At 68.7% G+C, this 23,533-nt stretch carries 28 protein-coding genes and 2 pseudogenes; 10 read left to right on the top strand and 20 right to left on the bottom strand.

What is annotated here, in order from left to right:
• Positions 1-9 precede the first annotated feature (9 nt).
• Complete coding sequence (locus FRZ33_RS13960) at positions 10-282, bottom strand: hypothetical protein (RefSeq protein ID WP_146910360.1); 273 nt, start codon at positions 280-282, stop codon at positions 10-12.
• Positions 283-384: 102 nt separating this feature from the next.
• Between FRZ33_RS13960 and FRZ33_RS13955 the strand changes: the two genes are divergently transcribed.
• A complete protein-coding gene (locus tag FRZ33_RS13955) occupies positions 385-1,155 on the top strand; it encodes a sensor histidine kinase (protein WP_146910358.1) in 771 nt (256 codons plus the stop codon).
• Positions 1,152-2,018: a LytR/AlgR family response regulator transcription factor gene (locus FRZ33_RS13950; RefSeq protein WP_146910356.1), complete on the top strand. Its 867-nt coding sequence runs from the start codon at positions 1,152-1,154 to the stop codon at positions 2,016-2,018. The genes FRZ33_RS13955 and FRZ33_RS13950 overlap by 4 nt, the downstream gene beginning before the upstream one ends.
• A gap of 12 nt (positions 2,019-2,030) precedes the next feature.
• On the opposite strand, the gene FRZ33_RS13945 is transcribed toward FRZ33_RS13950, so the two are convergent.
• The gene (locus tag FRZ33_RS13945; protein WP_146910354.1) at positions 2,031-2,519 is read right to left on the bottom strand and encodes a methylated-DNA--[protein]-cysteine S-methyltransferase; all 489 of its coding nucleotides are present in this window, start codon (positions 2,517-2,519) and stop codon (positions 2,031-2,033) included.
• Positions 2,519-3,987: pseudogene (locus FRZ33_RS13940) on the bottom strand (AlkA N-terminal domain-containing protein). Before FRZ33_RS13940 ends, FRZ33_RS13945 begins: the two are co-directional and overlap by 1 nt.
• A gap of 100 nt (positions 3,988-4,087) precedes the next feature.
• Here FRZ33_RS13940 and hutU point away from each other — a divergent pair.
• The 3 genes from hutU to FRZ33_RS13925 all read left to right on the top strand — a co-directional run bounded on the left by hutU (position 4,088) and on the right by FRZ33_RS13925 (position 6,481).
• Positions 4,088-5,755, top strand: coding sequence for a urocanate hydratase (gene hutU, locus FRZ33_RS13935; protein WP_146910352.1), 1,668 nt, complete (start codon positions 4,088-4,090; stop codon positions 5,753-5,755).
• Between the two features lie 19 nt (positions 5,756-5,774).
• Complete coding sequence (locus FRZ33_RS13930; protein ID WP_146910350.1) at positions 5,775-6,146, top strand: VOC family protein; 372 nt, start codon at positions 5,775-5,777, stop codon at positions 6,144-6,146.
• Between the two features lie 77 nt (positions 6,147-6,223).
• Positions 6,224-6,481, top strand: coding sequence for a GlsB/YeaQ/YmgE family stress response membrane protein (locus FRZ33_RS13925; RefSeq protein WP_174754979.1), 258 nt, complete (start codon positions 6,224-6,226; stop codon positions 6,479-6,481).
• A 20-nt stretch (positions 6,482-6,501) separates the two neighbouring features.
• On the opposite strand, the gene FRZ33_RS13920 is transcribed toward FRZ33_RS13925, so the two are convergent.
• Both FRZ33_RS13920 and FRZ33_RS13915 read right to left on the bottom strand, forming a co-directional pair.
• Complete coding sequence (locus FRZ33_RS13920) at positions 6,502-6,720, bottom strand: RNA-binding S4 domain-containing protein (RefSeq protein ID WP_146910348.1); 219 nt, start codon at positions 6,718-6,720, stop codon at positions 6,502-6,504.
• A 41-nt stretch (positions 6,721-6,761) separates the two neighbouring features.
• Positions 6,762-7,655: a LysR substrate-binding domain-containing protein gene (locus FRZ33_RS13915; protein ID WP_146910347.1), complete on the bottom strand. Its 894-nt coding sequence runs from the start codon at positions 7,653-7,655 to the stop codon at positions 6,762-6,764.
• A 105-nt stretch (positions 7,656-7,760) separates the two neighbouring features.
• Between FRZ33_RS13915 and FRZ33_RS13910 the strand changes: the two genes are divergently transcribed.
• Positions 7,761-8,669 (top strand): DMT family transporter, encoded by a 909-nt coding sequence (locus FRZ33_RS13910; RefSeq protein WP_146910345.1) that lies wholly within the window; start codon positions 7,761-7,763, stop codon positions 8,667-8,669.
• Between the two features lie 418 nt (positions 8,670-9,087).
• Entirely contained in the window at positions 9,088-10,107 is a 1,020-nt protein-coding gene (locus FRZ33_RS13905) for a fatty acid desaturase (protein ID WP_227977920.1), read from the top strand.
• Positions 10,108-10,142: 35 nt separating this feature from the next.
• On the opposite strand, the gene FRZ33_RS13900 is transcribed toward FRZ33_RS13905, so the two are convergent.
• Genes FRZ33_RS13900 through FRZ33_RS13895 form a run of 3 tightly spaced genes read right to left on the bottom strand, consistent with a single transcriptional unit; the run spans position 10,143 to position 12,366 of the window.
• A complete protein-coding gene (locus FRZ33_RS13900; RefSeq protein WP_227977919.1) occupies positions 10,143-11,075 on the bottom strand; it encodes an NTP/NDP exchange transporter in 933 nt (310 codons plus the stop codon).
• Positions 10,973-11,455, bottom strand: coding sequence for a hypothetical protein (locus FRZ33_RS16545; protein ID WP_227977918.1), 483 nt, complete (start codon positions 11,453-11,455; stop codon positions 10,973-10,975). Before FRZ33_RS16545 ends, FRZ33_RS13900 begins: the two co-directional genes overlap by 103 nt.
• Positions 11,452-12,366 carry an aldo/keto reductase gene (locus FRZ33_RS13895; RefSeq protein ID WP_146910343.1) on the bottom strand — a complete coding sequence of 305 codons (915 nt, stop codon included), beginning with the start codon at positions 12,364-12,366 and terminating at the stop codon, positions 11,452-11,454. Before FRZ33_RS13895 ends, FRZ33_RS16545 begins: the two co-directional genes overlap by 4 nt.
• A gap of 139 nt (positions 12,367-12,505) precedes the next feature.
• Between FRZ33_RS13895 and FRZ33_RS13890 the strand changes: the two genes are divergently transcribed.
• Positions 12,506-13,417, top strand: coding sequence for a hypothetical protein (locus FRZ33_RS13890; RefSeq protein ID WP_146910341.1), 912 nt, complete (start codon positions 12,506-12,508; stop codon positions 13,415-13,417).
• Between the two features lie 18 nt (positions 13,418-13,435).
• Here the strand turns inward: FRZ33_RS13890 and FRZ33_RS13885 are convergent, their stop codons facing one another.
• The 3 genes from FRZ33_RS13885 to FRZ33_RS13875 all read right to left on the bottom strand — a co-directional run bounded on the left by FRZ33_RS13885 (position 13,436) and on the right by FRZ33_RS13875 (position 15,812).
• Positions 13,436-14,266, bottom strand: a complete 831-nt coding sequence (locus FRZ33_RS13885; RefSeq protein WP_146910339.1) for a hypothetical protein — start codon at positions 14,264-14,266, stop codon at positions 13,436-13,438.
• The gene (locus tag FRZ33_RS13880) at positions 14,191-14,940 is read right to left on the bottom strand and encodes an esterase/lipase family protein (RefSeq protein WP_146910337.1); all 750 of its coding nucleotides are present in this window, start codon (positions 14,938-14,940) and stop codon (positions 14,191-14,193) included. The genes FRZ33_RS13885 and FRZ33_RS13880 overlap by 76 nt, the downstream gene beginning before the upstream one ends.
• Before the next feature lie 293 nt (positions 14,941-15,233).
• Complete coding sequence (locus FRZ33_RS13875; protein WP_227977916.1) at positions 15,234-15,812, bottom strand: response regulator; 579 nt, start codon at positions 15,810-15,812, stop codon at positions 15,234-15,236.
• Positions 15,813-15,944: 132 nt separating this feature from the next.
• Here FRZ33_RS13875 and FRZ33_RS13870 point away from each other — a divergent pair.
• Positions 15,945-16,494, top strand: a pseudogene (locus FRZ33_RS13870) (YaeQ family protein).
• A gap of 496 nt (positions 16,495-16,990) precedes the next feature.
• Here FRZ33_RS13870 and FRZ33_RS13865 read toward each other — a convergent pair.
• The 8 genes from FRZ33_RS13865 to FRZ33_RS16535 form a co-directional block, all read right to left on the bottom strand.
• Complete coding sequence (locus FRZ33_RS13865; RefSeq protein WP_146910334.1) at positions 16,991-17,917, bottom strand: DMT family transporter; 927 nt, start codon at positions 17,915-17,917, stop codon at positions 16,991-16,993.
• The gene (locus FRZ33_RS13860; protein WP_146910332.1) at positions 17,914-18,174 is read right to left on the bottom strand and encodes a GIY-YIG nuclease family protein; all 261 of its coding nucleotides are present in this window, start codon (positions 18,172-18,174) and stop codon (positions 17,914-17,916) included. Before FRZ33_RS13860 ends, FRZ33_RS13865 begins: the two co-directional genes overlap by 4 nt.
• Positions 18,171-18,470, bottom strand: coding sequence for a YkgJ family cysteine cluster protein (locus FRZ33_RS13855; protein WP_146910330.1), 300 nt, complete (start codon positions 18,468-18,470; stop codon positions 18,171-18,173). The genes FRZ33_RS13860 and FRZ33_RS13855 overlap by 4 nt, the downstream gene beginning before the upstream one ends.
• A 97-nt stretch (positions 18,471-18,567) precedes the next feature.
• Entirely contained in the window at positions 18,568-19,395 is an 828-nt protein-coding gene (locus FRZ33_RS13850; protein ID WP_146910328.1) for a peptidylprolyl isomerase, read from the bottom strand.
• Complete coding sequence (locus tag FRZ33_RS13845; protein WP_146910326.1) at positions 19,299-20,582, bottom strand: serine/threonine protein kinase; 1,284 nt, start codon at positions 20,580-20,582, stop codon at positions 19,299-19,301. Before FRZ33_RS13845 ends, FRZ33_RS13850 begins: the two co-directional genes overlap by 97 nt.
• Positions 20,583-20,602: 20 nt before the next feature.
• On the bottom strand, positions 20,603-21,193 hold the full coding sequence (locus FRZ33_RS13840; RefSeq protein WP_146910324.1) for a class I SAM-dependent methyltransferase: 591 nt from the start codon (positions 21,191-21,193) through the stop codon (positions 20,603-20,605).
• The gene (locus FRZ33_RS16540; RefSeq protein WP_227977915.1) at positions 21,190-21,546 is read right to left on the bottom strand and encodes a bile acid:sodium symporter family protein; all 357 of its coding nucleotides are present in this window, start codon (positions 21,544-21,546) and stop codon (positions 21,190-21,192) included. Before FRZ33_RS16540 ends, FRZ33_RS13840 begins: the two co-directional genes overlap by 4 nt.
• Positions 21,510-22,055, bottom strand: a complete 546-nt coding sequence (locus FRZ33_RS16535) for a bile acid:sodium symporter family protein (protein WP_227977913.1) — start codon at positions 22,053-22,055, stop codon at positions 21,510-21,512. The genes FRZ33_RS16540 and FRZ33_RS16535 overlap by 37 nt, the downstream gene beginning before the upstream one ends.
• A 130-nt stretch (positions 22,056-22,185) precedes the next feature.
• Here FRZ33_RS16535 and FRZ33_RS13830 point away from each other — a divergent pair, with 130 nt between their 5' ends.
• Positions 22,186-22,614 (top strand): DoxX family protein, encoded by a 429-nt coding sequence (locus FRZ33_RS13830; RefSeq protein ID WP_146910322.1) that lies wholly within the window; start codon positions 22,186-22,188, stop codon positions 22,612-22,614.
• 12 nt (positions 22,615-22,626) lie between these two features.
• On the opposite strand, the gene ygiD is transcribed toward FRZ33_RS13830, so the two are convergent.
• The gene (gene ygiD / locus FRZ33_RS13825; RefSeq protein WP_227977911.1) at positions 22,627-23,415 is read right to left on the bottom strand and encodes a 4,5-DOPA-extradiol-dioxygenase; all 789 of its coding nucleotides are present in this window, start codon (positions 23,413-23,415) and stop codon (positions 22,627-22,629) included.
• Positions 23,416-23,533: the final 118 nt, after the last annotated feature.

Raw genomic sequence — 23,533 nt, 5'->3', positions numbered from 1 at the left:
CTGGGCGCGTTATCGCCAGTACCCGGTGTTCAGTTGGCCGTGGTTGCGTGGCCGCAGCCTGATGTTCGCGGCGATCATCGCTGTGTTCGCGCTGGTGACGGCATTCGGCACCGGCGCCGCGGCCCGCGATTTCGGGCTCGGCGCGCTGGCCGGTGCGCACCTTTTCGCGGCCTTCCTGTTGATGGCCACCGCCGGCCCGGCGCTGGCGACCTGGATCCGGCACCGGCGGCTGCCGGTGCGGCGCGAACGCGTGGGCGTGGTCCTGGCCGTGTTGCTGGGCATGGTCGCGAGTTACCACGTCGACCGCTGGGCTTCGGAATCGGTGGACCACAAGGTCGAAGCCGCCCTGGTCGAACAGGGGTCGCCACCACGAAGAAGCCCGACGTGGCGCCCGAGATCAAGCCGGTCGCCAGTGTCCTCCGGGTCATCTTGCTGGCGACGGTCTACGGCCTGTTCGGCGGCGGCCTGGCGCTGCGCGCCTACTTCAGTGAAGGTCGTCGTTTCACCGACAACCGCCGGCGCCAGGAGCTCGACGCCCTGCGCACGCAGAAGCAGCAGGCCGACCTGCGCCTGGGCCTGCTGCAGGCGCAGGTGGAACCGCATTTCCTGTTCAACACCCTGGCCTCCGTGCGGGCGCTGGTGCGCCAGGATCCGGCGCAGGCCGAGGCCACGCTGGATGCACTCGTGGACCACCTGCGCGCCACGATTCCAAAACTGCGCGACGGCGAAGCGATGCTGCATTCGACGCTGGGGCAGCAGTTGGACATCTGCGCGAGTTACCTGGCGCTGATGAAGCTGCGCATGGGCGGGCGCCTGAGTTATGCGGTTGAGGCGGAAGCTTCGTTGCGGCAGCAGGCGTTCCCACCGTTGCTGCTGATCACCCTGGTGGAGAACGCCATCAAACACGGCATCGAACCGCAGCCGGGCCCCGGTCGCGTCGAGGTGCGTGCATCGGTGAAGGGCGAACGGCTGGTGGTGAGCGTGGTGGACGACGGCGCCGGCCTGCAGCCGGGCCTGGGCAGCGGCGTGGGCCTGGCGAACGTGCGCGACCAGCTGGCCACGCGTTTTGGCGACCGCGCGACGCTGAGCCTGCGCGGGTTGCCCGGCCGCGGCGCCGTGGCCGAGATCCAGCTGCCGCTGGAGCCCGCCGCATGAACCGCATCACCGCCCTGATCGCCGAAGACGAAGCGCCGCAGCGCGCCGCGCTGTTGGACATGCTGGAAGCGGCCTGGCCCGAACTCGAACTCGTCGCCGTCTGCGAGGACGGCCTCTCGGCGCTGGACGCCGCGAAGGAACACCAGCCGGCCATCGCCTTCCTCGACATCCGAATGCCCGGCGTCAACGGCCTGGACGTGGCGCGCGCCGTGGTGGCGCACGGCGGCCTGGTGGTGTTCACCACCGCATACGACGACTACGCCATCCGCGCCTTCGAAGCCGGCGCCGCCGACTATCTGTTGAAGCCGGTGCAACCCGCGCGGCTGGCGCAGGCGGTGGAACGCCTGCAGGCCCGGCTGGCCGAACCGCGCCCGCCCGACCTGCAGACGCTGGTGGAAGACCTGGAAGCGCGCCTGCGCCCGCAGGGCGAACGCCTGATCCGCTGGATCAGCGCCAGCATCGGCGACAGCGTGCGCATGATCGGCATAGACGAGGTGCTGTATTTCCAGGCGCAGGACAAATACGTGCGCGTGGTCACCGCCGGCGACGAAGCCATCATCCGCACGCCCCTGAAGGAGTTGCTGGCCGGGCTCGATCCCGAGACCTTCTGGCAGGTGCACCGCGGCGTGGTGGTGCGGGTGGCGGCGATAGACCGCCTGCGCAAGGACGAGCTGGGCAAGGCCAGCCTGAGCCTGAAGGGACGCGCCGAACCGCTGCCGGTGAGCGCCGCCTTCCTGCATCGGTTCCGAGGCATGTGGTGGCATCGCATGCATTGCGATGTGAATCGGCCAGGCCTTTTCAGATACTCGAGCCCCAGGGCTGTCTGTGCTGCCGTCCGGCCTTTTCAGGTTCCGGAGTACTGAAAGGATGAACGCTCAGGCAAGCGTCAACGGCGTATGCCGCCCTTCGTGCTGCAGCAGGAACTTCTTCAGCGGAAGCCCGCCACCGAACCCGGTGAGGCTGCCGTCGGCGCCGATCACGCGATGGCAGGGCAGGATCACCGGCAGCGGGTTGCGGCCGTTGGCGGCGCCGACGGCGCGCACGGCTTTCGGTTCGCCGATGTGGCGCGCCAGATCGCCGTAACTCCAGGTGCGACCGTAGGGGATCCGCGCCAGCGTGGTCCACACCTTCACCTGGAAGGCGGTGCCGGTAGGCGCCAGCGGCAGGTCGAAGGTCTGGCGTTCGCCGGCGAAGTAGGCCAGCAGCTGCTCGCGCGCTTCGCGCAGTGCGCCGGCATCGCGGCGCCAGGACGTGTCGCGCGCCGGCGGGTATTTGTTGTCGGGGAACAGTACGTGGCGCAGGCCGGTCGGGTCGGCGGCCATCGTCATCACGCCGATCGGCGTGTCGAATTCATCGAACCACATCAGGTTTTCTCCTTCGCCAGGTCGCCGGAGAGGAACCACAGGTGCAGCACCGCGTAGGCGCGCCAGGGTCGCCAGGCCAACGAGCGGGTTTCGGTTTCGCGTTCCGACAGCCGGCCTTCGTCGCCGCCGAGTACCTGCTGAAGTACGAGGTCGCCGGCCGGGAAGGCGTCGGGGTGGCCCAGCGCGCGCATCGCCACGTAGTGCGCGGTCCAGGGCCGATTCCGGGCAGGGCGGTGAGCGCGTGCACGAAATCGTCGAGCCGCTGGCCGGCGCCGAAATGTACGCGACCCTGGGCGACGGCGGTGGCGAGCGCACGGATCGTCGCGGCGCGCGACTTCGGCAGGCCGATACTTTCCAGTGCGGCGCCGGCGAGTGTTTCCGGTGTAGGGAAGATCCGGTCGAGGCCCGGCGCCGCGTTCGGCCGCAGACCGCCAAACGCCTGCACCAGCCGCCGCGCCAGCGTGGTCGCGCCGGCCACGCTGACCTGCTGGCCCAGGATCGCGCGCACCGCCACTTCGAAGCCGTCCCAACCGCCCGGTACACGCAGCCCGGGCCGGCGGCGCAGGCCGCGCGCCAGCAGCGGCGTGCGCGACAGCAGCGCGTGCACCGCGGCGGGATCGGCGTCGAGGTCGAAGAGGCGGCGCACGCGGCGCACGATGTCGGGGATCGCGCGCGGGTCGCCACCGGAGAGTTCCAGGCGCAGTTCGGGACGCACGGGGTCGGCAGTGACGCGCAGCAGGATCGGCGCCTCCGCGGGGCCACACACGCGTTCGTAGGTGTCGGCGCCCACACGTTCGATGCCGTCAATGGCACGTTTGCCGAGGAAGGCCAGCATCAGCGGGAAATCCAGCGGCGGTCGGTAGCCCAACCGCAGCGCCAGCGTGCCGGCCGGCGTTTCGGTGCGCTGGCGGCGGATCGCGGTCGGCGCCATGCCGCAGCCTTCGAGGAAGGCGGCGTTGAAGCGGCGCAGGCTGCGGAAACCCGAGGCCAACGCCACCTGGGTCACCGGCAGTGCGGTTTCGGTGAGCAGCTGTTTCGCCAGCAGCAGGCGCCGGGTGCCGTGCACCGCCATCGGCGTGGCGCCGGTCTGCGCCAGGAATACCCGGCGCAGCTGCCGGTCGCCCAGGCCGACCTGTTGTGCGAGATCGGCGATCGAGCCTTCTTCAAGTGCGCCATCCGCGATCAGCGCCAGCGCACGCTGCACCGCCTGCTCGCGGTCACCGGCGTGGCGCTCGGGCGACAGCTCCGGCCGGCAGCGCAGGCAGGGCCGGTATCCGGCGGCGGTCGCGGCGGCGGCGCTGGGGTAATACCGGATGTTCTGGCGCTTTGGGGTTGGCGCCGGGCAGACCGGGCGGCAATAGATGCCGGTGCTGCGCACGGCGGTGAAGAACAGGCCGTCGAAGCGCGCGTCCCTGGCGGCGCGGGCGCGGTCGCAGACGTCGGTTGGGGGCAGGGTGGCGAGGTCCATGGCGCATCCTAGCGCCGGGCCTGGTGCCGTACTCGCCGTTTTCGGACATCAATGCCGGGCCGGGGAACCTATAATCACCGTCTGCCTTTGGGAGCCGCCGATGTCCGCCAACCGCAACGACCCGTCCCGTTCCATCCGTGCGCCGCGCGGCAATACGCTCAGCTGCAAGTCCTGGCTCAGCGAAGCCGCGTACCGGATGATCCAGAACAACCTCGACCCGGAAGTTGCCGAAAACCCGGCCGAGCTGGTGGTCTACGGCGGCATCGGCCGCGCCGCGCGCGACTGGGCCTGTTACGACGCCATCCTGAAGTCGCTGCGCGAGCTCAACGACTACGAGACCCTGCTGATCCAGAGCGGCAAGCCGGTCGGCGTGTTCCCCAGCCACCCCGACGCGCCGCGCGTGTTGCTGGCGAACTCCAACCTGGTGCCGCACTGGGCGACCTGGGAACACTTCAACGAACTCGACAAGAAAGGCCTGGCGATGTACGGCCAGATGACCGCCGGTTCCTGGATCTACATCGGTTCGCAGGGCATCGTCCAGGGCACCTACGAAACCTTCGTCGAGATGGGTCGCCAGCATTACAACGGCGACCTCACCGGCCGCTGGATCCTGACCGCGGGCCTCGGCGGCATGGGCGGCGCGCAGCCGCTGGCCGCGGCCCTGGCCGGCGCCAGTTCGCTGAACATCGAATGCCGGCAGACCAGCATCGACATGCGCCTGCGCACGCGCTACGTGGACGAACAGGCGGTGGACCTGGACGACGCGCTGGCGCGTATCGAGCGTTACACCAGTGGCGGCCAGGCCAAGTCGATCGCACTGCTGGGCAATGCGGCGGAAATCCTGCCCGAACTCGTGCGCCGCGGCGTGCGTCCGGACGCGGTCACCGACCAGACCAGCGCGCACGACCCGCTGCACGGTTACCTGCCGGCCGGCTGGACGCTGGAGGAATGGTTCAGCGAGCAGAAGAACAACCCGCAGCGCGTGGTGGACGCCGCCAAACATTCCATGCGCGTGCACGTCGAGGCGATGCTGCATTTCCAGAACCAGGGCATCCCGACTTTCGACTACGGCAACAACATCCGGCAGATGGCCAAGGACGTCGGCTGCGACGACGCCTTCGACTTCCCGGGTTTCGTGCCGGCCTACGTGCGGCCACTGTTCTGCCGCGGCGTCGGCCCGTTCCGCTGGGTCGCGCTCAGCGGCGATCCCGAGGACATCTACAGGACCGATGCCAAGGTGAAGGAACTGATCCCCGACAACCCGCACCTGCACCGCTGGCTGGACATGGCGCGCGAGCGCATCAGCTTCCAGGGCCTGCCGGCGCGCATCTGCTGGGTCGGCCTGGGCGATCGCCATCGCCTGGCGCTGGCCTTCAACGAAATGGTGCGCAATGGCGAAGTGAGCGCGCCGATCGTGATCGGTCGCGATCACCTGGATTCGGGCTCGGTCGCGTCGCCAAACCGCGAAACCGAAGCCATGAAGGACGGCAGCGACGCCGTGTCCGACTGGCCGCTGCTCAACGCCATGTTGAACGTCGCCGGTGGCGCCACCTGGGTCTCGCTGCACCACGGCGGCGGCGTCGGCATGGGTTACAGCCAGCACAGCGGCGTGGTGATCGTGGCCGACGGCACCGACGCGGCCGCGAAGCGCCTGGGCCGCGTGCTGTGGAACGACCCAGGCACCGGCGTGATGCGCCATGCCGATGCGGGTTACGAGATCGCGAAGGATTGCGCCAAGCAGCAGGGCCTGAAGCTGCCGATGCTCTGACCACCACAAGGGAAACGCCATGATCGGTTACGTCACCCTCGGCACCTGCGACATCGCGCGTGCCGCCGCGTTCTACGACCGCCTGCTGGGCGAGGTCGGTGCGAAACGTTTCATCGACAGCCCGCGCTTCATCGCCTGGTCCACAGGTCGTGGCAAACCCTGGTTCGCCATCGCGCTGCCCTACGACGGCGAACCCGCCCATCGCGGCAACGGCCTGATGACTGGCCTGCTCGCCGCCGATCGCGCGGCGGTCGCACGCCTGCACGCACTGGCGCTGGAACTCGGCGGCAGCGACGAAGGCGCACCCGGCGAACGTGTTCCGGGTTTCTACGCCGGCTATTTCCGCGATCTCGACGGCAACAAGCTCAACATCCACTACATGGGTGCGTAAGCGGCACGCGGGCCGGATTTCCGGCCGGTGCTAAACTCCCCGCGCGGCACCCGCCGCCCCTGGGGAGGACATGCACCATGTTGAGCATTCTCTGGACCATCCTGATCGGTTTCGTCGTTGGCCTGGTCGCGCGCGCGATCAAACCCGGCAACGACAAGCTGAGCCTGCTGTGGACGATGGTGCTGGGCGTCGGTGGTGCGCTGGTGGCCAAATACGTCGGCCAGGCCATGGGCTGGTACACAGAGGGCGAACCGGCGGGTTTCATCGCCTCGGTGGTGTTCGCGATCGTGCTGCTGTTCATCTACGGCGCGGTGAAGAAGAACAAGACCGGCTGAGCCGGCGGCGCGCGCGTGGTTCAGGCCGCGCGCACGTGGATCTCGATATCGTCCAGGCGCACCACCTGGCCCGCGCGGATCTTGCAGGTCTTGCGCAGCTCGACCGCGCCGTCCACCGTCACCTCGCCGCTGGCGACGATGGCCTTGCCCATGCCGCCGCTGTCGCAGACACCGGTCAGCTTCAGCAGCTGGTTGAGTTCTACGAACTCGCGATCGAGTTCGAATTCCAGGCGGGGCATGCGGAGGTCCGGGATCTGCGGTGGGCGCACAGGGTAACGCGTCAGGCGCCGTGGCCGGCGACGTCGGCCAGCAGCCAGTCCACGAAGGCCTGCGCCGCCGGCCGCAGCCGCCGGTGCGCCGGGTACACGACGTAATAGCCCCAGCGGGCGGTCAGCGCCGGACCCGGCAAGCGCATCAGGCGGCCATCGGCCAGGAAGGGCGCGAGCAGTCGGTCGCGCGCAAGCACGGCCCCAAGGCCCTGAACGGCGGCCTGCAGGCTGCCGGTGCTGTCGGTGAAGCGGTAACACTCCTCGAACGGTCCGCCGTGCACGCCCGCGGCGCGGAACCAGTCCGGCCAGCCCTGGCGCGCCAGGTCGGAGATCAGCGGCAGCCGGGTGATGCCGGCGGCATCGCGCACATCCTTCACTCCGGGCAGGTCCGGCGAAGCGACGGGGTACAGGGTTTCGTCCATCAGCGCATGCGCGCTCAGGCCCGGCCAGTGGCCCGGGCCGTGGCGGATGCCGAGGTCGGGGCCGGCGTCATCGAAGCGCACCAGACCGGCGTCGGTTTCGAAACCCAGGCGGATCTCCGGGTGCGACGCGGCGAAGCGCGGCAGGCGCGGCAGCAGCCAGCTGAAACACAGCGAGTGCAGGGTGGTGATGCGCACGCGTGGTGTTTCCTGCGGCGTGGCGCGCAGGCCGCGCAGCGTGCCATCGAGATCGGCCAGGGCGTTGCTGGCGGCGTCCGCCAGTTTCCGCCCTTCCGCGGTCAGTGAAACGCCGCGGGCCTGGCGCTGGAACAGGCTCACGCCCAGGCGCGACTCGAGCTTGCGCACGTGGTGGCTGACCGCGCTGGCGGTCAGGTGCAGCTCTTCGGCGGCGTGGGCGAAGTTCTGGTGCCGGGCGGCCGATTCGAAGGCGGCCAGGGCCGGCAGCCAGTCCGAACGAAGAGTCATGGCAAGCCTCAAGTCTGATTTGTGGCTGACGCCGAAAGTATGCGCTTGTGCGCGCCAACGGCTCAAGCAGAATGGCCGCCAGACACGAACCGGGCTTGCCTCGCCATGAAGAATCCGTCCCCCGCGGTCCTGCCGGTGCAGCCGGCCAATGTTGCCGCCTGGCGTACCCCCGTCGAGCTGGGCCTGCTGGCGGCGATCTGGGGTGCGTCCTTCCTGTTCCAGCGCGTCGCGGCGCCGGAGTTCGGCGCCAGCGCGCTGGCCGAACTGCGCCTGCTGCTGGGCGCGGCCGTGCTGCTGCCCTTCCTGTGGCTGGCGCGCGCCGACTTCCCGGCGCGGCTGTGGCCGCGGTTGGCCCTGCTGGGCGCCATCAACTCCGCCATCCCGTTCGCGCTGTTCGCCTGGGGCGCGCAGCGGGCGCCGGCCGGCGTGGGCGCCATCACCAATGCGATGGCGGTGCTGTTCACCGCCCTGGTGGCCTTCCTGTTCTTCCGCGAACGCATCGGCGCGCGCAAGGTGCTGGCCCTGGTGGTCGGCTTCATCGGGGTGATCGTGCTGGCCAGCGACAAGACCGAAGGCGCCAGCGTGGGCTGGGCCACCGCGGCCGGCGTGGCGGCGGCGCTGATGTACGGCGTGGGTGCCAACCTGGTGCCGCGCCTGCTCAACGGCCTGCCGCCCTCGGCGGTCGCGGCCGCGACCCTGGGCAGCGCCGCGCTGCTGTTGCTGCCGTTCTCGATCGCGCACTGGCCCGAACAGTCGGTGTCGGCGCCGGCCTGGGGCTCGGCGATCGCGTTGGGCGTCATCTGCACCGGCCTGGCCTATGCCATCTATTACCGCCTGATCCAGCGCATCGGCGCCGCGCGCGCCGTCACCGTCACCTACCTGGTGCCGCTGGCCGCCGTGGCCTGGGCCTGGAGCCTGCTGGGCGAACCGCTGACCTGGCCGATGGCCATCGCCTGCGCCCTGATCCTGGGCAGCGTCGCCATCAGCCAGCGGCCGGCGAAGCAGGGCGGCTGAGGTCCAGGCAAAAAAATGGCAGGGCCGCCTGTCCCGAAAACAGTCGATCGCCCTGCCGAAGGTCGTCAACGCCAGGGGGCGGTTGACCTGAAAACGTGACGCCGTTCCGACGAGGTGGATCGGCGGCGTGGCGCGACTGGACCATTTACCGTCGGCCCTGCGCAAGCGCCTGCTGGCGGTTCTGGCCTGTCCGGGTCTGCTGAACTGCTCACTATCACTGTCTGGCTGGCGGGAAAGCCTGTCGGTTGGCCTTTTCAGCCGGATGCTGTAGCGATGCCGGACAAGCTTTGCCTAGTTATTCTTCCCTTGTCCTTAATCACTACCATCAGCCGCCCGGGGCCGGGGTGTCGAGCAAGCGCTTGAATTTGCCGAATCCCCTCCGGAGCCGGACAATGCGCCGTCCATACGGAGCCCTGCCTTGAGCGAAGCCGCCGAAACACCTTCCACCCCGGTCAACCTGCGCCAGCTGTGCGCGCGTTTCGCCAAGCCCCACCTGGGCAAGGCCGTCTGGCAACTGCTGAACACGCTGCCGCCGTTCGCGGCGATCTGGGCTCTCATGGCCTGGAGCATCCACGCCGACTGGAACTACGTCTTCACCCTGCTGCTGGCGATCCCGGCAGCCGGCCTGTACGTGCGCACCTTCATCATCCAGCACGACTGCGGCCACGGCTCCTTCTTCGCCAGCGGCAAGATCAACGACACCGTCGGCCGCTGCCTGGGCCTGATCACCCTGTTTCCCTACGGCTACTGGAAGAAAACCCACGCCGTGCACCACGGCACCTCGGGCAACCTCGACCGCCGCGAGATGGGCGACATCGAGACCCTGACCGTGGCCGAGTACCAGGCCATGCACTGGTTCAAGCGCTTCTGCTACCGCTTCTACCGCAGCACCCCGGTGCTGCTGGGCATCGGTCCGGCCTACCAGTTCGTGATCAAGCACCGCTTCCCCTTCGACCTGCCGTTCTCGTGGAAGAAGGAATGGGCCAGCGTGCTGCTGAACAACCTGATGCTGCTGGTCGTGGGCGGCCTGATGGCCTGGGCCATTGGCTGGCAGACCGTGCTGATGGTGCACCTGCCGATCGTGCTGATCGCCGGCGCGCTGGGCGTGTGGCTGTTCTACGTGCAGCACACCTTCGAGGACGCGTACTGGACCAAGGGCAAGGAGTGGGACTCGCACGAAGCCGCGATCGCCGGCAGCTCGTTCTACGACCTGCCGCGGGTGATCCACTGGTTCACCGGCAACATCGGCTACCACCACATCCACCACCTGGCCAGCCGCATCCCGAACTACAACCTGCGCGCGGCGTTCGAATCGCACCCGATGCTGCAGGCGGCGCCGCGCCTGACCTTCTGGACCAGCCTGAAATCCGCGCGCCTGAAGCTGTGGGACGAAGACCTCAAGCGCATGGTCGGTTTCCCCAAGCGCGCGCGAGCCTGATCGGTGCCGCGCCAGTACTTCGACGGCAAGAGCCTCTAGCCTCGTGATGCCGGCGTTCCGCTGCCGGCCGCCAGGATCTTCTGCTGCCGCGCCAGCGACCAGCCCGTGTACGCCCAGACCAAGGCCATTGCCGCACCGGCCAGCGCCACCACGGACGGATTGCCCGCGATCGCATCAATGCCGGTCTTCACCCAGCCGCTGACCGCGTCGGCGCCGCGATAGACCGCGGTGTCGATGACGTTCTTGGCCTTGTACTTGGCTTCAGGCGGAACCACGGTGAACAGCATCTCGCGGCCCGGGCGCGCCAGCGCGTATTCACCGGCGCGTCGCGTCACCATCACCACCGCGAACACGGCGAAGGTGGGCGCAAACGCCAGCCACAGGAAACCCAGCGCCATCACCACCGGCACCGCCGTCAGCAGCACCACGAGGCCCAGCCGCTGCACGATGCGACCGGTCAGGAACATCTGGGTGAAAAAGGCCAGGCTTTGCACGATGAAGTCGAGCGTGCCGAACACCCGCGTCTGGTCGGTGCGGTCGGGAAAGTTCAGTTCGACCAGGCGCGCCTGCTCGAAGTACAGGAAGGTGGTGACGCTGGCCAGCAGCACCACGAAGGCGGCGATGCCCAGCAGGTAGGGCGAGGCCAGCACCGTGGTGATGCCCTTGAACGGATTGCCGCCCAGCGGCTGCTGGCGCGCCCTGGGTTCGTCCGCGGCCAACGGGTTCCGATCGCGCCAGCGCTGCAGGCTCATCGCCGCCAGCGAAGAGCCCAGCAGGAACACCGTCGCCAGCACCATCAGCCCGGCGATGCCGAGCGGCCCGACCAGCAGCACGCCCAGCAACGGACCGACCAGCCCACCGGCACTCAGGCCCGCGGCGACCAGGCCGAACAGTCGTTTGGCCTGCAGCACCGAAAACAGATCGGCCAGTACGCTCCAGGCCACCGACACGCTGAGCAGGCTGAACACCGACAGCCAGATGTAGAACCCGCGCGCGATCCAGGGGATTGTCCGGCTGCGCCGCGATGCCCGCCGCGAAACCCAGCAGGTTCAGCGCGAAGAAGCCGTAGGTCCAGGGCAGGATGCGCCGCCGCGCCGCGCGCGCCCGCGACCCAGCCGAACAGCGGAATGGCCGCGAGTGTCGCAATGAACGTGCCGGTGAACAGCCACTGCAGGTTATCCACGCCGCCAGCGATGCCCATGGTCTCGCGCACCGGCCGCAGCATGAAATAACCCGCGAACAGCAGGAAGAACATCAGCACGCCGGCCATCACCGCCGGCGCTTCGTCGGCTTCGACGCCGAACAGCCGGGACAGGAAGCGCAGCACCGGTCCCGGCGCAGACGTCACGCGAACATCGCCTCGAGTTCGGCGCGCTCGGCGTCGCTCAGGTCACGGCCGACGCCGGCCTTCAGGTTGTCGCTCTGGCGGTCGGGCTTGCCGGTGGCCGGAATCACCACCGTCACCGCCGGATGGCTGGTGACGAAGCGCAGGAACATCTGCGCCCAGGACGTCACGCCCGCCTCGGCCGCCCAGCCCGGCAATGCCTTGCCCGCCACGCGCGAAAACAGCCGGCCGTCGTCGAAGGCCCGGTTGATCATCACTGCCACGCCCAGGTCTTTCGCCATCGGCAGCAGGCGCTTGGCGGCGTTGGTGGTGCTGACGGAATAGTTGATCTGGATGAAGTCGGGTTTTTCGGCGGCCATGATGCCGGCCAGCTCTTCGTGCTTTTCGTTCACGTAATGGGTCAGGCCGACGTATTTCGTCTTGCCTTCAGCCTTGAGTTCGCGCGCGTAGGCCAGTTGCGTCTTCCAGTCGCGCAGGTTGTGCACCGCCAGCAGTTCCACCTTGTCGGTGCGCAGGCGCCGCAGCGAATCGGCGAACTGCGCCTCGCCGGCGGCACGGTTGTCGGCGGCGAGCTTGGTGGCCAGGAAGATCCTGTCGCGCACGCCCAGCTCGGCCATCAGGTCGCCCAGCACGTCCTCGGCATTGCTGTAGTTGGGCGAGGTGTCGATGACGCTGGCGCCGCCGGCGACAAAACGCCGCAGCACTTCCTTCAGCGGCTCGCGGCCAGCGGCGTCCACTTCGAAACTGCCGGAGGTGCCCATGCCGATCACCGGGATCATCTCGCCGGAGGAAGGGATGGCACGCCGCACCAGCGTGGTCGCGACCGGCGACACGGCGAAGGCGGGCAGGGGATGCAGCGCGGCGGCCGTGGCGGCAAGTGCGGCGGCGGAGAGGAAGGAGCGGCGGCTGGTCATGGCGGCACCTCGTGGTCGGGACGTGAGCAGCGATGGTGCGTCAGCCTAGGTGAAAATTCCGTTCCGCGGCCGGAAGAACTCCGGTGCTAGAGTCCGGATGAGGCCGCACGGGCAACCGTACCGTTCTGGAGTTCCCGACATGGTGACGAGCCGCTGCGTCCGCACGTTCCTGCTGGTGTCCGGCGCGCTGTTCGCGCCTGACGGGCATGCCGGGGAGGCGCAGGCCACCGGGGAAGGCCACGTGGCCGGGCCGCACTGGTCGGGATTGCCGATCTGGGGCGCGGAGGCCGAAGCACGGGGATTCGTCCTTCCGGCACCCTTCGGCATCGCCATCACCGCCTATTCGGCCGAACAGCCGGTGAACATCGAGGACCTGCGGCTGGGACGCAATGGCGCACCGCCGGTGTCGGTCAGCAATGTCCTGCAGATCGACCGCGTCGACACGACCCAGCAGAACGTCTCGGCGAAGTTCGACGTGCTGGTGCTGCCGTTCCTGGATGTCTACGGCCTCGCCGGATACACCCGGGGAACGACCCGCGGCGTCATCGAGGTCCCGGGTGATTCCCTGCCGGGTTTCATCGTGCCGCGGCAGCTGCAGCTCGATGCGGAATTCTCAGGCCCCACCTACGGCGCCGGCGTCACCCTTCAGGGCGGAACCCCGGTCGGCGAGGACCCGGACCTCATGGCCATCGTCGTGCTCGACTGGAACCGTACCCGTACGGACCTCGAGTTCGAGAACGACGCGCTGATCGCCGAAACCAACCCGGAAGCCACGGTGTTCTCCGCGCGCCTGGGCCTGCACGGTACGCTGGGATCGAAGATGACCGGCGCCGTCTGGATCGGGGCGATGCACCAGACCATCCAGCAGACGGTCGCTGGCGGTGTCTCCGACACCGACCTGCAGTTCGTCGTCCAGCAGTCGCCGACCCGTCCCTGGAACACCCTGCTCGGCGCGCTGCTGGAACTGGGCGACGATGGCGGTTACGTGCTGGTCGAGGGCGGCCTGGGGGCACGCAAGTCGTTGCTGCTTTCGGCGGTGTACCGTTTCTGATCGGGCGGTGGCCTGCCGCTACACCGCTGCTCCCGGCGGATCCTTCCTGAAGTCCCTGTGCGCGAGGCTGCGGGTGAACCGGAACACCCCTTCCCGCACCACCCGCGTCAGGCGCAGGTCGATGATCGTCGTCTGGTTCGGCGTGATCACATCCACCAGGTCCGCGATGCCGCGGCCAAGTTCAGCCGGCCAGTGTTCGACGAACCTCTCCACATCTCGAGGCTGCAGCCGCAGGCCGTAAGGCGGGCGCGGGATCAGTTCGGGGCGACGTACTTTTCCATCCTTGTCTTTCAGTTCCGGGCAGCCGGTCAGCACCGCGTGGTTCAGGAAGAAGGTGATGTTGCCCGACGCACGCCGGTTGCCCTGGCGGTCGGTCAGGAACCCCTGCGGCAGCTGGTTCGGATCGGCGGCGGGGCCGGCGGTGATCAGCAGGTTCATGTCGGGCACGCGGGCGCCGGTGTCGTCCATCAGCCGGAAGATCACCATCGCGTGCGGGTCGTGGAAATAACGACGATCTGGCAGCACCGGGATCTTTTCGACCTCGATGCGGTTTTCCAGGCGTTGGTGCTGGCTGTTTTCGGCGGCGAAGGCCTGGCGCAGGGCGGTGTAGCCCGCGGCGTCCTTCACGCCCAGGCAGCGCAGCACCGCGTCCACGGTGGCGTGCGGGCGGCCGTCGTTGCGCACGCTGGCCATGATTCCCATGTCGGTGCCGCTGTGCGACACGCCCGGCACGATCTTGAAGGCGCAGGGCGCCGACTTGTGGTGCGACACCTTCACCAGGTCGCGCAGGCGTTTGCGTGCGGTCGGCAGCGTTTCGCCCGGCGCCAGCGCGTCCTGCGCCAGCACCATAGGTGGTTGCAGTCCAGGTTGGCCGCGGCCAGCCGCACCACGCCGTCGCCGCCGGTCTCGCCGGTGTAGCTGTTGATGTGGTCGTAGAGCTTGCGGTCGATGGCGTCGCCGCTGAGCACGAAGGGGAACACCGGGTTGGTGCCTTCGGTGAGCTTGAGCTTCGGGTAGTCGTGGACCCAACGCAGTGCCAGCGCGACCGATTCGGGGCTGGCCAGTTCCAGCCAATCCAGCACACCCTGGCCCGGTTCAACGCCGTTGAACCACGCCTTGATCGCGCCCAGCCTGCTTTTTCCGAGCTGCGCCAATGCCGACCCGAAATTCGCAGGCGCAAGCATGATCAGGTGGCTCATCGGGCACGCGTCCAGCGTCTTGCGTTGCACGTGGTAGCGGTCCAGCCACTCGCGCACCACCGGCCCGCCGGTGCTGTGGGTGATGCAGGCGAAGCGGCGGTTGCGGCCCGACTCGGCCAGCACCCTGGCGATGGCGGTGTCGAAGGCGCGGGCGATGTCGGCCACGGTCACTTCGTCGCGGAAGCTGACGTACTGGCCCAGGTGCACGTGGGCGATGTCGATCGCGCCACCCGCTTCGGCTTTCAGGCGGGCGGGCAGTTCGCCATAGGTGCTGGTGCTGGTGACGGACCAGCCGTGGACGAAGACGAGCAGGGATCTGGACATGCGGGCCTCGGTTCGGGGGATGCCGGGTCCGGTGCGTGGGCACCGGGGCTCAGTATCCCGAACGCGGGCGGGTGGAAAACGGGCCGGGGGCGTCGGCTGGGGCGGGCCACGTGGTGTGGCCAGGCCCGGAGGCGGTGTGCCGCCCCGGACCGGGATCGAGACGTTGGATCGACCCCATCTGGCGCTCCCCACGCAGATGGGCTTGGTTTATGCCTGTACGGGCCGGAAAAAGTGATCCGCGTCACAGATCGGGAGAGTTCGACCAAAGGACTACCCGCAGGCGCGCGGCCGTCTCAGGCCGGGGTCGCGGCATCGTCGGCCGCCTGGGGCATGGCCGGCAGGCGCTTTGGCACGGAATTGGCGTCGAGCAGGCGCTCGATGCGGGCGAACACCTCGGCACGCGAGAACGGCTTCTTCATGAAGTCGTCGGCGCCGATGCGGTGCACGTAGAACTGCTCGGTCGCCTGTTCGTTGCCGCTGATCATGATCACCGGGATGTCGCGGGTGAACGGGTCGCGGCGCAGCTGGCGCAGGGCGGCGAAACCGTCCATGCCCGGCAACACGATGTCCAGGAAGATCAGTTCGGGTTGCTGGGTGCGGGCGATCTCGAGGCCGGTTTCGGCGTCCTCGGCTTCCAGCACGGTGTATTCGTTCTGCCGGAGCATGCGCGCGAGCAGCGCGACGATGGTGGCCGAGTCGTCGATCACCAGCATGCGGGTGCCGGGGCGGGCGTTGACACGGGGTTTGCTGCGGCGTTCGGGCGCGGCGCTGTCGGTGCCGCCGGTGGCCGGGGCGGGCGTGGTGGCCGGGCGAGCCGGTTCCGTCTTGGGTCCCCAGCCGAACAGGCGCTTGATCTTGTCGTAGATATCCACGTTTCCGGCGCTCCCCGCGCGATTTCCCGGCGACAGTGTCCACGCCCGCCCGCCGGCTGGCAATCGCACCGGGCTGGACAAGGCCGTCCATGGCGCGCACCCTGCCGGCCCCGATGCACTTCCGGAATCGCCGTGGCCCCCAAATCCACCGTCTACAAGGCCGAGCTGCAGGTCAGCGACATGGACCGGCATCACTACGCCAGCCACGCGCTGACCCTGGCCCAGCACCCGTCGGAAACCGAGGAGCGGCTGATGCTGCGCCTGCTGGCTTTCGCGCTGCATGCGGACGAGCGCCTGGAATTCGGCCGCGGGCTGAGCACGGACGACGAGCCGGACCTGTGGCGCAAGGATCTGACGGGGTTGATCGAGCTTTGGATCGATCTGGGCCAGCCGGACGAGTCGCGCCTGCGCAAGGCCTGCGGGCGGGCGGGGCAGGTGGTGCTGATCACCTACGGTGGGCGGGGTGCAGACCTGTGGTGGGAAAAAAAACGAGGCGGCGCTGGCGCGCTGCCGCAATCTGACGGTGCTCGACATCGCACCCGAATCCAGCAAGGCACTGGCCGAACGGCTGCAGCGCGGCATGAATCTCCAGGTCTTGATCCAGGACGGTGTGCTGCAGCTCATCGACGGCGACATCACCCTCGAGGTCACCCCGCGACTTCGGCGTGGGCCTTCTGCCTGATCTTCCTTGTGCTGGGTGTGTGCCGGGATCGTTCCTGGCGATAGGCCGCCGTACGTGAGGTCGCTTTCCGGGGACGCCGTGAATACGTCCATGTAGGCTCTTCGAAAACGTCCATGTTTTCGAAGCCCCGGAAAGCGACCTCACGCACGACGGCCTGCGGACCACCCGGGCCGGGATGCCGTTTTGGGGCAAGAGCTCGCTTGCCTTGGCTTCTGGCTGGCATTCAGCAATGACCCTGGAACCACGCCCAGGAGGCGGTGACACGACGCGCTTTTCGAGTTCGACAACCCGGCCCGGAAACGTCACAGGCCGTCGTGCGAGGGGACTTTTCCGGACCTTCAGCGACATGGACGTCGCTGAAGAGCCTACATGGACGTATTCACGGTCGCCGGGAAAGTTCCCTCGTGCGGCGGCCTATCGCCAGGGACGATCCCGGCAAACCGAACCAACCGCCCACTAGCAAGAGAGTTTTTCTTGCGGCAAGCCAAAAGCCAGGTCAATCCAGTGATTTGGATTCCGCGGTGCCTAGCGTGGAAGGATCGGGCTTGTGCGGCGGCTCCCGCGACAGCAGCGGATGCACGAACACGCCGGCCAGGATGATCGCCACGCCGGCGTAGAACATCCCGCCCAGCTCGCGCTGCTCACCCAGCAGGATGACGGCCAGCACGATCGCGTAGATCGGCTCCAGGTTCACCGCCAGCTGCGCCGAAAACGCGCTCATGTGCCGCAGCGCCACCAGTGACAGCGCGAACGGCAGCAGCGTGCAGGCCAGCGCCAGGATCAACAGCAGCACCCCGTCGCGCAGTCCCGGCATCACCAGCGGCGACCCGAACCACGGCAACAGCGGCGTGCACAGCGCCAGGAACAGTCCGCCCGCGCCCAGCTCGATCGCCGTCACCGTCAGCGGATCGGCGCGTTCGACATAACGTTTCTGCAGCGCGCCGAACAGCGCCACCAGCACCGCCGAGATCGTGCCGACCACGATGCCCGCGCGCATGCCCGACGGCACGCCACCCACCACCAGCGCCACGCCCGGAACCGCCGCCACGCCCAGCAGCAGTTCACGCGGCTGGAAACGTTTGCCGGTGACCCAGGGTTCGACCAACGGTACGAAGACGGTCGCCAGGGCGATGCACGTGACCGCCACCGACGCATTGGCCAACTTGATCGCCCCGTAGAACGTCAGCCAATGCAGCGCCACCAGGGCGCCGATACCGGCATAGATGCCGATCAACCGCCGCGGCAAGGCCCGCAATCCGCGCCACACCCGCGGCACCAGCAACAAGGCCAGCGTCACCAGCCCCATGCGCCACACCACCAGCGCCATCGCAGGCAGCGTGATCGCCTTGCCCAGGATCGCGGTGAAGCCCCACAGCAGCACGCAGAAATGCATCTGCCACTGGGCTTTGAGGGCGGGGCTCATGTTTCCGGCATTCCTTGTCGGGCCAGCGCGCGTTTTTCGCCCGCCGAAAGTTGTTTGATCGCGTATTCGGCCTTGAGCGCGCTGGACCGGTCAGGATGCGGGAACGATGCCAGCAGCCGCGCCGGCGGATGCGATCGGGTGTAGCGCGCGCCCTTGCCGGCGGCGTGTTCGGCATAACGTTTGTCCACGTCCACCGCCACGCCGGTGTACAGGCTGCCGTCGGCGCACTCGATCAGGTACACGAACCAGGGTTTCACTGCAGGCTCAGCGCGATCCGGCGCCAGTCGTCGCGCACGTCGCGGCAGTCGCCGCCGCCCATGTCGAATTCGCGGCAGACGAAGGGGCGCTGCTCGTAGATGCTGCAGCACATCCGGTCACGGTCCAGCGCCACGCACCAGCCGTCGTCGGCCTTGGCCATGATCAGGTAACCGTCGTCGTCCTCGTCCAGGAAATGTTCCGGCGGCAGATCACCCGGCAGCACCCGCACCGGCAGCTGGCAGCAGCAGGCCTGGCAGGTGTCGCAATGGATGGTCGGGTCGATGGCGGTGTCCACGGCGGCATTGTCCCACGACGACGGCGGGCAATCCCGGCCGGAACGACGGTCCTGGCGGCAAGGTGGTCCGGGCCGGGAAACCCGGCTGGCCGGGCGCTCAGGGCGCCGCCGCAATCTCCCGCACCGGCACCGGCACGAAACACAGTTCGATGTGGCCGGCCTGGCGCAGGAAAAATTCCTCGGGCCGGTTGCGGCGCGATTCCACCAGCGCCTCCCAGGTCGGCGTGTCGGTGCGCAGGATCTCCAGCCGTTCGCGCTGTTCCGCCGGCAGGTCCGCCGCCAGGGTGACCGCCTGGATCGGCACCAACTGCTTTTCATTTTCGTAGAAGCCCAGCGGGCCGGTGCCACGCGGGTGCGCGCTCAGGAATTCCATGCCTTTGACCACGCGACCGACCGTGGTCATCAGGCGGTCGAGCTGGCGGCTGGGGCCGATCGCCACGTACAGCTCGGCGCCGGTGCTGCTGTCGGGTTCCATGCCGCGGCCGGCGCCGACGGTGCCGTAGCAGTGGGTCAGCCAGGCTTCGTTGCCCGCAGGATCGCGGCCGGCGGGAAAACCCTGCACGAAGCCGACTTCCGGCGCGTAACCATCCACGTCCGGCAGGCGCGTGAAGGACAGGCCTTCGGCGGGGCGGGTGAATTCCGCCGGCAGCGTCGCCTTGGCCGAACCCAGCGGGCGCGCCTTGGCCGGGTCGCCGCCGTCAGGGTCGCCCCACTGCACCACGTAGTTGTCCTGCGAACGCACGATGGCCAGGCCGTCGAAATAATTTTCCTGCGCCAGCGTGCGGATGTTGGCGACGTGTCCGGGCGCGAAGTCCGGTGCCAGTTCGATCACCACGCGGCCGCCGCCCACGTCCATGTACAGCGTGTTCTGCGGGTCCAGCGGGCGCCAGTCGGCCGGGGTGGAGGCGTCGAGCACTTCCTGCATGGTCTTGCCCTTGGCCTTGGGCGCGTCGTCGGCCGGAGTGGTTTCGGCAGCCGCGGTCGTATCCGGGGACGGTGCCTCCGGCGGCGTGGCGGGCGAACAGGCGGCCAGGGCGAATGCACGATGGCGATGGGCAGCAGGGTGCGGGCGGGATTCATGGGTCTCGATTCCAGGCGGGAAAGGAAGTGGGGGCAGGGTAACCGAGCCGGTCGGCTCAGTCCGGGTCGGGGGGCTTCGTGCAGCGCGGCCAGTTGTTCCTGCATCTGGGTGATCACCGATTCCCAGTGCCGGGGTTCCTGGAACCACGGGAAGGCGACGGGGAAGGCCGGGTCGTGCCAGCGCCGGGCGATCCAGGCGTTGTAGTGCAGCAGGCGCAGGGTGCGCTGCACTTCGACCAGGTGCAGTTCGCGGCGGTCGAAGCGGCGGAACTGTTCATAACCTTCGAGCAGCCAGCGCAGCGGTTTCGCCATGTCCTCGCGCCGGCCCAGCAGCATCCACAGGTCCTGCACGGCCGGGCCGGTGAGGGTGTCGTCGAAGTCCACGAACAGCGCCTGGTCCTCGCGCCACAGGATGTTGCCCGGGTGGCAGTCGCCGTGCAGGCGCAGCAGGTGCACGGCGCCGGCGCGTTCCTCGGCGGCGTCCATCGCGTCCAGCAGGGCTTCGGCCAGGCGCTCGAAATTGCTGGTCAGCACCGGCGGCAGCCAATCGTTTTCCAGCAGGTAGTGCACCGGGTCTTCGGCGTGGCTTTCGATGCCGATGCGGCCGCGGTGCACGAAGGGCGCGTTGTCGCCGACCGCATGCAGGCGGCCCAGCGTGCGGCCCAGGTGGGTCAGCACGGTGCGGTCGCCCAGTTCCGGCGCGTGGCCGCCGCGCATCGGGTACAGCGCGAAGCGGTGGCCTTCGAACGGGAACAGCGTGGCGCCGCCGTAGGCGAGTGGCGCGACCACCGGGATGTCGGCGGCCTGCAGTTCCAGTACGAAGGCGTGTTCCTCGGCGATGGCGGCATCGGTCCAGCGGCCGGGGCGGTAGAACTTCGCCACCAGCGGCGCGCCGTCCTCGAGGCCGATGCGATAGACGCGGTTTTCGTAGCTGTTGAGCGCCAGCACGCGGCCGTCGGCGTGCAGTCCCAGGGACTCGACCGCGTCCAGGATGCGATCGGGGTCGAGGTCGGCGTAGGGCGTGTCGCTCATGCGCGGTCCGGGGCCGCGGATCAAGGCAGCTCGAGCGCGGTGGCCGCGGCGGCGACGTCCGCGCTCAGGTACAGGTGCGATCCGGCGGCGGTGAACCCCGCGCGCGCGAACGCACGGCGGTACCAGGCGGCGGGTCGGCGGTGCATCTCCTGCAGGTCGCCGACGATGTCGTCGCCCTCGGCGAACACTTCCAGGAAGGCGACGCCGTCGCACAGGCGCGAAAATTCCTTCAGGCCGCGCTTGAGTTCCTCGTCGGACAGGTAGTGCATCACGTCCGAACACACCAGCAGGTCCACCGGCCGCATCGGCGGCAGCGCCGCCAGGTCGCCGAAGGGCAGCCAGTGCAGGTTGCGGCGGGCGCCGTGGCGGGCGATGGCGTAGTCGCTGGAGTCCACGCCCATGTAGTGCAGCTTCGGTCGCAGCGCCAGCAGCGGCGCGCGCCAGGCGCCTTCGCCGCAGCCCACGTCCAGCACCGACCGGAGCGGCCGGCCCAAGTGGTATTCGGCCAGCGCCACCGCCAGCGCGACCTTGCGCGTCAGTGCGGCCTTGCCGCCCAGGTCGCGCTGGCGGTACCAGGTGTCGAAGTAGCGGCGGTCGTAGGCCTTGCTCATGCGCGGCGCGGCCGGCGGTGCAGCAGCCAGGCGGCGAACAGCGCGCCGGTGAGGTACATGCTGAGCGAATAGATGGCCGGCGCGATGGTGGCCTGGGCGCGTCCCAGGACTTCGAGCGCGATGAAGATGGCCAGCGTGCCGTTGTGGATACCGACCTCGAAGCCGATCGCGATCGCCTGCGGTTCGGACAGTTTTGTCGCCCGCGGCAGGAAGTAGCCCGCCAGCAGGCTGATGACGTTGAACGACACGCAGGCCAGGCCGACCACCGGCGCGAATTCGCGCACCGTCTCCCATTCCGAGATGAAAGCCAGGGCGATCAGCACGCCCAGCAGCAGCGAGGACAGGACGCGCACGGGTTTTTCCGCCGCGTCCGCCAGCATCGGGTTCCAGGCGCGGACGGCCATGCCCAGGTCACCGGCACGATCACCAGCAGCGCCACTTCCACCACCTTGCCGGTCGGTGGCGGCACGCTGGCCTCGTCGCCCAGGAACAGGGACAGGGCCAGCGCCGTCCACAGCGGCAGGGTCAGCAGCGCCAGCAGGCTGTTGATCGCCGTCAGACTGATGTTCAGGGCGACGTCGCCACGCGCGAGATGGCTGAAGAGGTTGGCGGTGACGCCGCCGGGCGAGGCGGCCAGCAGGATCAGGCCGAGCGCCAGTTCGCCGGGCAGCGAAAACGCGCGGCAGAGCAGGAAGGCCAGCGGCGGCAGCAGCAGCGCCTGCACGACCAGTGCCACCAGCACGGCGCGCGGTGTCGCCAGCACGCGGCGGAAATCCGCCAGCGTCAGGTGCAGGCCGAGGCCGGCTATGACCACGGCAAGCGCGATCGGCAGGAACAGGACCAGCAGGGTGTTGTCGGCCACGGTTCACTCCTGGCGGGCGGCTGGCGGAGCCTAACATCCGGCCACGCTCCGGACATGTGCGGATGCCGCGTCCTGCGTCGCGCGTCCGGGGCGATTATCCTCGGGGCACAACGATCTGCACGGAGGACCCATGTCCAGTTATTCCGCGGCACACCCGGGACGCGCGTCGCGCGCCCTGGCGATCGTCAGGATCCTGCTGGCGACCCTGCTTTTCATCCACGGGCTGGCGCGCGTGATGCACGACGGCGTGGTGCCGTTCGGCGGCTGGCTGGGCAGCCAGGGCATTCCGCTCGGGTTGGGCGTCGCCTGGTTCGTGACCGGCTTCGAGCTGGTGGCCGCGCCGCTGCTGGCGCTGGGCGTGCGCCGGCTGGTGGCGCCGGTCTGCCTGGTGTTCGCGCTGATCTACAGCATCGGCCTGTGGCTGGTGCACTGGCCGGCCGGCTGGTTCGTGGTCGGCCTGGGGCGCAACGGCATGGAGTACAGCGTGCTGATCATCGTGACGCTGCTGGCGCTGGCCTGGAACGGCTGGCCGGAGTTTCTGCCGCGCAAGCGGCGTTGAACCCATTCGCGCTCAGGCGCCGATCAGCACCGAGCGCATCGAGATCGAGCTGGCCACTTCGTCGTTGAAGAACTCGACGCTTTCGCCCTCGCGCTGCAGCGCCAGTACATAGAGCAGGGGCAGGTAGTGTTCGGGCGTCGGGATCGCCAGCAGCGCATCCGGCCCCAGGGTTTCGTAACCGAGCATGCCCTCGTGGTGGCCTTCGGCGATGCGGTCGGCGATGTCCTCGTCGAATCGCTGGGCCCAGTCGTAGGCCTCGGGCTTGTTCTGCCGCCACAGCCGCAGGTTGTGCACGATGTTGCCGCTGCCGACCACCAGCACGCCTTCGTCGCGCAGCGGCGCCAGGTGCTTGGCCAGGTCGTAGTGCCAGGCGCCGGGCTGCAGGATGGACAGGCTCAGCTGCACCACCGGGATGTCGGCCTCGGGGTACATCGGCGCCAGCACGCCCCAGGCGCCGTGGTCCAGGCCACGTTTGTGGTCGAGGTGCGCATGCGGCTGGCGCAGCAGATCGACAACGCGGTGCGCCAGCTCCGGGCTGCCCGGCGCGCGGTAGCGCACGTCGAACAGGGCGCGCGGGAAGCCGTGGAAATCGTGGATGGTCTCGGGGTGTTCGGCGGCGCTGACGTACACACCCTGGGTTTCCCAGTGGGCGGATACGCACAGGATGGCCTTGGGGCGCGGCAGCCGCTGGCCCAGGGCCTGCCAACTTCGCCGCCAGGCGTTGTCCTCGATCGCGTTCATTGGCGAACCGTGCCCCAGGAACACCACGGGCATCGGACCGGACATGGACGCAGCGCTCATCGAGGACATCTCCATCGGGGCAGGGACCAGCCTAAACACTACCACCCTGACTTCCGGCACTGCGCAACCCCCACCACGACTGGCTAGTGTGAACTTAACGATATGGTCAAGCAGACCC

The sequence above is a fragment of the Arenimonas daejeonensis genome (assembly GCF_007993735.1).
In the GTDB taxonomy this organism is placed as follows: Bacteria; Pseudomonadota; Gammaproteobacteria; order Xanthomonadales; family Xanthomonadaceae; genus Arenimonas; species Arenimonas daejeonensis.
Note: the sequence above shows the minus strand (reverse complement) of the source record. Positions and strands in the feature narration are given on the sequence as shown.

Bases quoted from the DNA above. Each gene is read 5' to 3' on its own strand.
- FRZ33_RS13960 (WP_146910360.1), bottom strand. From the start codon at position 282: ATGCCCAGCAACACGGCCAGGACCACGCCCACGCGTTCGCGCCGCACC.
- FRZ33_RS13950 (WP_146910356.1), top strand. From the start codon at position 1,152: ATGAACCGCATCACCGCCCTGATCGCCGAAGACGAAGCGCCGCAGCGC.
- FRZ33_RS13945 (WP_146910354.1), bottom strand. From the start codon at position 2,519: ATGTGGTTCGATGAATTCGACACGCCGATCGGCGTGATGACGATGGCC.
- hutU (WP_146910352.1), top strand. From the start codon at position 4,088: ATGTCCGCCAACCGCAACGACCCGTCCCGTTCCATCCGTGCGCCGCGC.
- FRZ33_RS13930 (WP_146910350.1), top strand. From the start codon at position 5,775: ATGATCGGTTACGTCACCCTCGGCACCTGCGACATCGCGCGTGCCGCC.
- FRZ33_RS13925 (WP_174754979.1), top strand. From the start codon at position 6,224: ATGTTGAGCATTCTCTGGACCATCCTGATCGGTTTCGTCGTTGGCCTG.
- FRZ33_RS13920 (WP_146910348.1), bottom strand. From the start codon at position 6,720: ATGCCCCGCCTGGAATTCGAACTCGATCGCGAGTTCGTAGAACTCAAC.
- FRZ33_RS13915 (WP_146910347.1), bottom strand. From the start codon at position 7,655: ATGACTCTTCGTTCGGACTGGCTGCCGGCCCTGGCCGCCTTCGAATCG.
- FRZ33_RS13910 (WP_146910345.1), top strand. From the start codon at position 7,761: ATGAAGAATCCGTCCCCCGCGGTCCTGCCGGTGCAGCCGGCCAATGTT.
- FRZ33_RS13895 (WP_146910343.1), bottom strand. From the start codon at position 12,366: ATGACCAGCCGCCGCTCCTTCCTCTCCGCCGCCGCACTTGCCGCCACG.
- FRZ33_RS13890 (WP_146910341.1), top strand. From the start codon at position 12,506: ATGGTGACGAGCCGCTGCGTCCGCACGTTCCTGCTGGTGTCCGGCGCG.
- FRZ33_RS13885 (WP_146910339.1), bottom strand. From the start codon at position 14,266: ATGGTGCTGGCGCAGGACGCGCTGGCGCCGGGCGAAACGCTGCCGACC.
- FRZ33_RS13880 (WP_146910337.1), bottom strand. From the start codon at position 14,940: ATGTCCAGATCCCTGCTCGTCTTCGTCCACGGCTGGTCCGTCACCAGC.
- FRZ33_RS13865 (WP_146910334.1), bottom strand. From the start codon at position 17,917: ATGAGCCCCGCCCTCAAAGCCCAGTGGCAGATGCATTTCTGCGTGCTG.
- FRZ33_RS13850 (WP_146910328.1), bottom strand. From the start codon at position 19,395: ATGCAGGAAGTGCTCGACGCCTCCACCCCGGCCGACTGGCGCCCGCTG.
- FRZ33_RS13845 (WP_146910326.1), bottom strand. From the start codon at position 20,582: ATGAGCGACACGCCCTACGCCGACCTCGACCCCGATCGCATCCTGGAC.
- FRZ33_RS13840 (WP_146910324.1), bottom strand. From the start codon at position 21,193: ATGAGCAAGGCCTACGACCGCCGCTACTTCGACACCTGGTACCGCCAG.
- FRZ33_RS13830 (WP_146910322.1), top strand. From the start codon at position 22,186: ATGTCCAGTTATTCCGCGGCACACCCGGGACGCGCGTCGCGCGCCCTG.
- ygiD (WP_227977911.1), bottom strand. From the start codon at position 23,415: ATGAGCGCTGCGTCCATGTCCGGTCCGATGCCCGTGGTGTTCCTGGGG.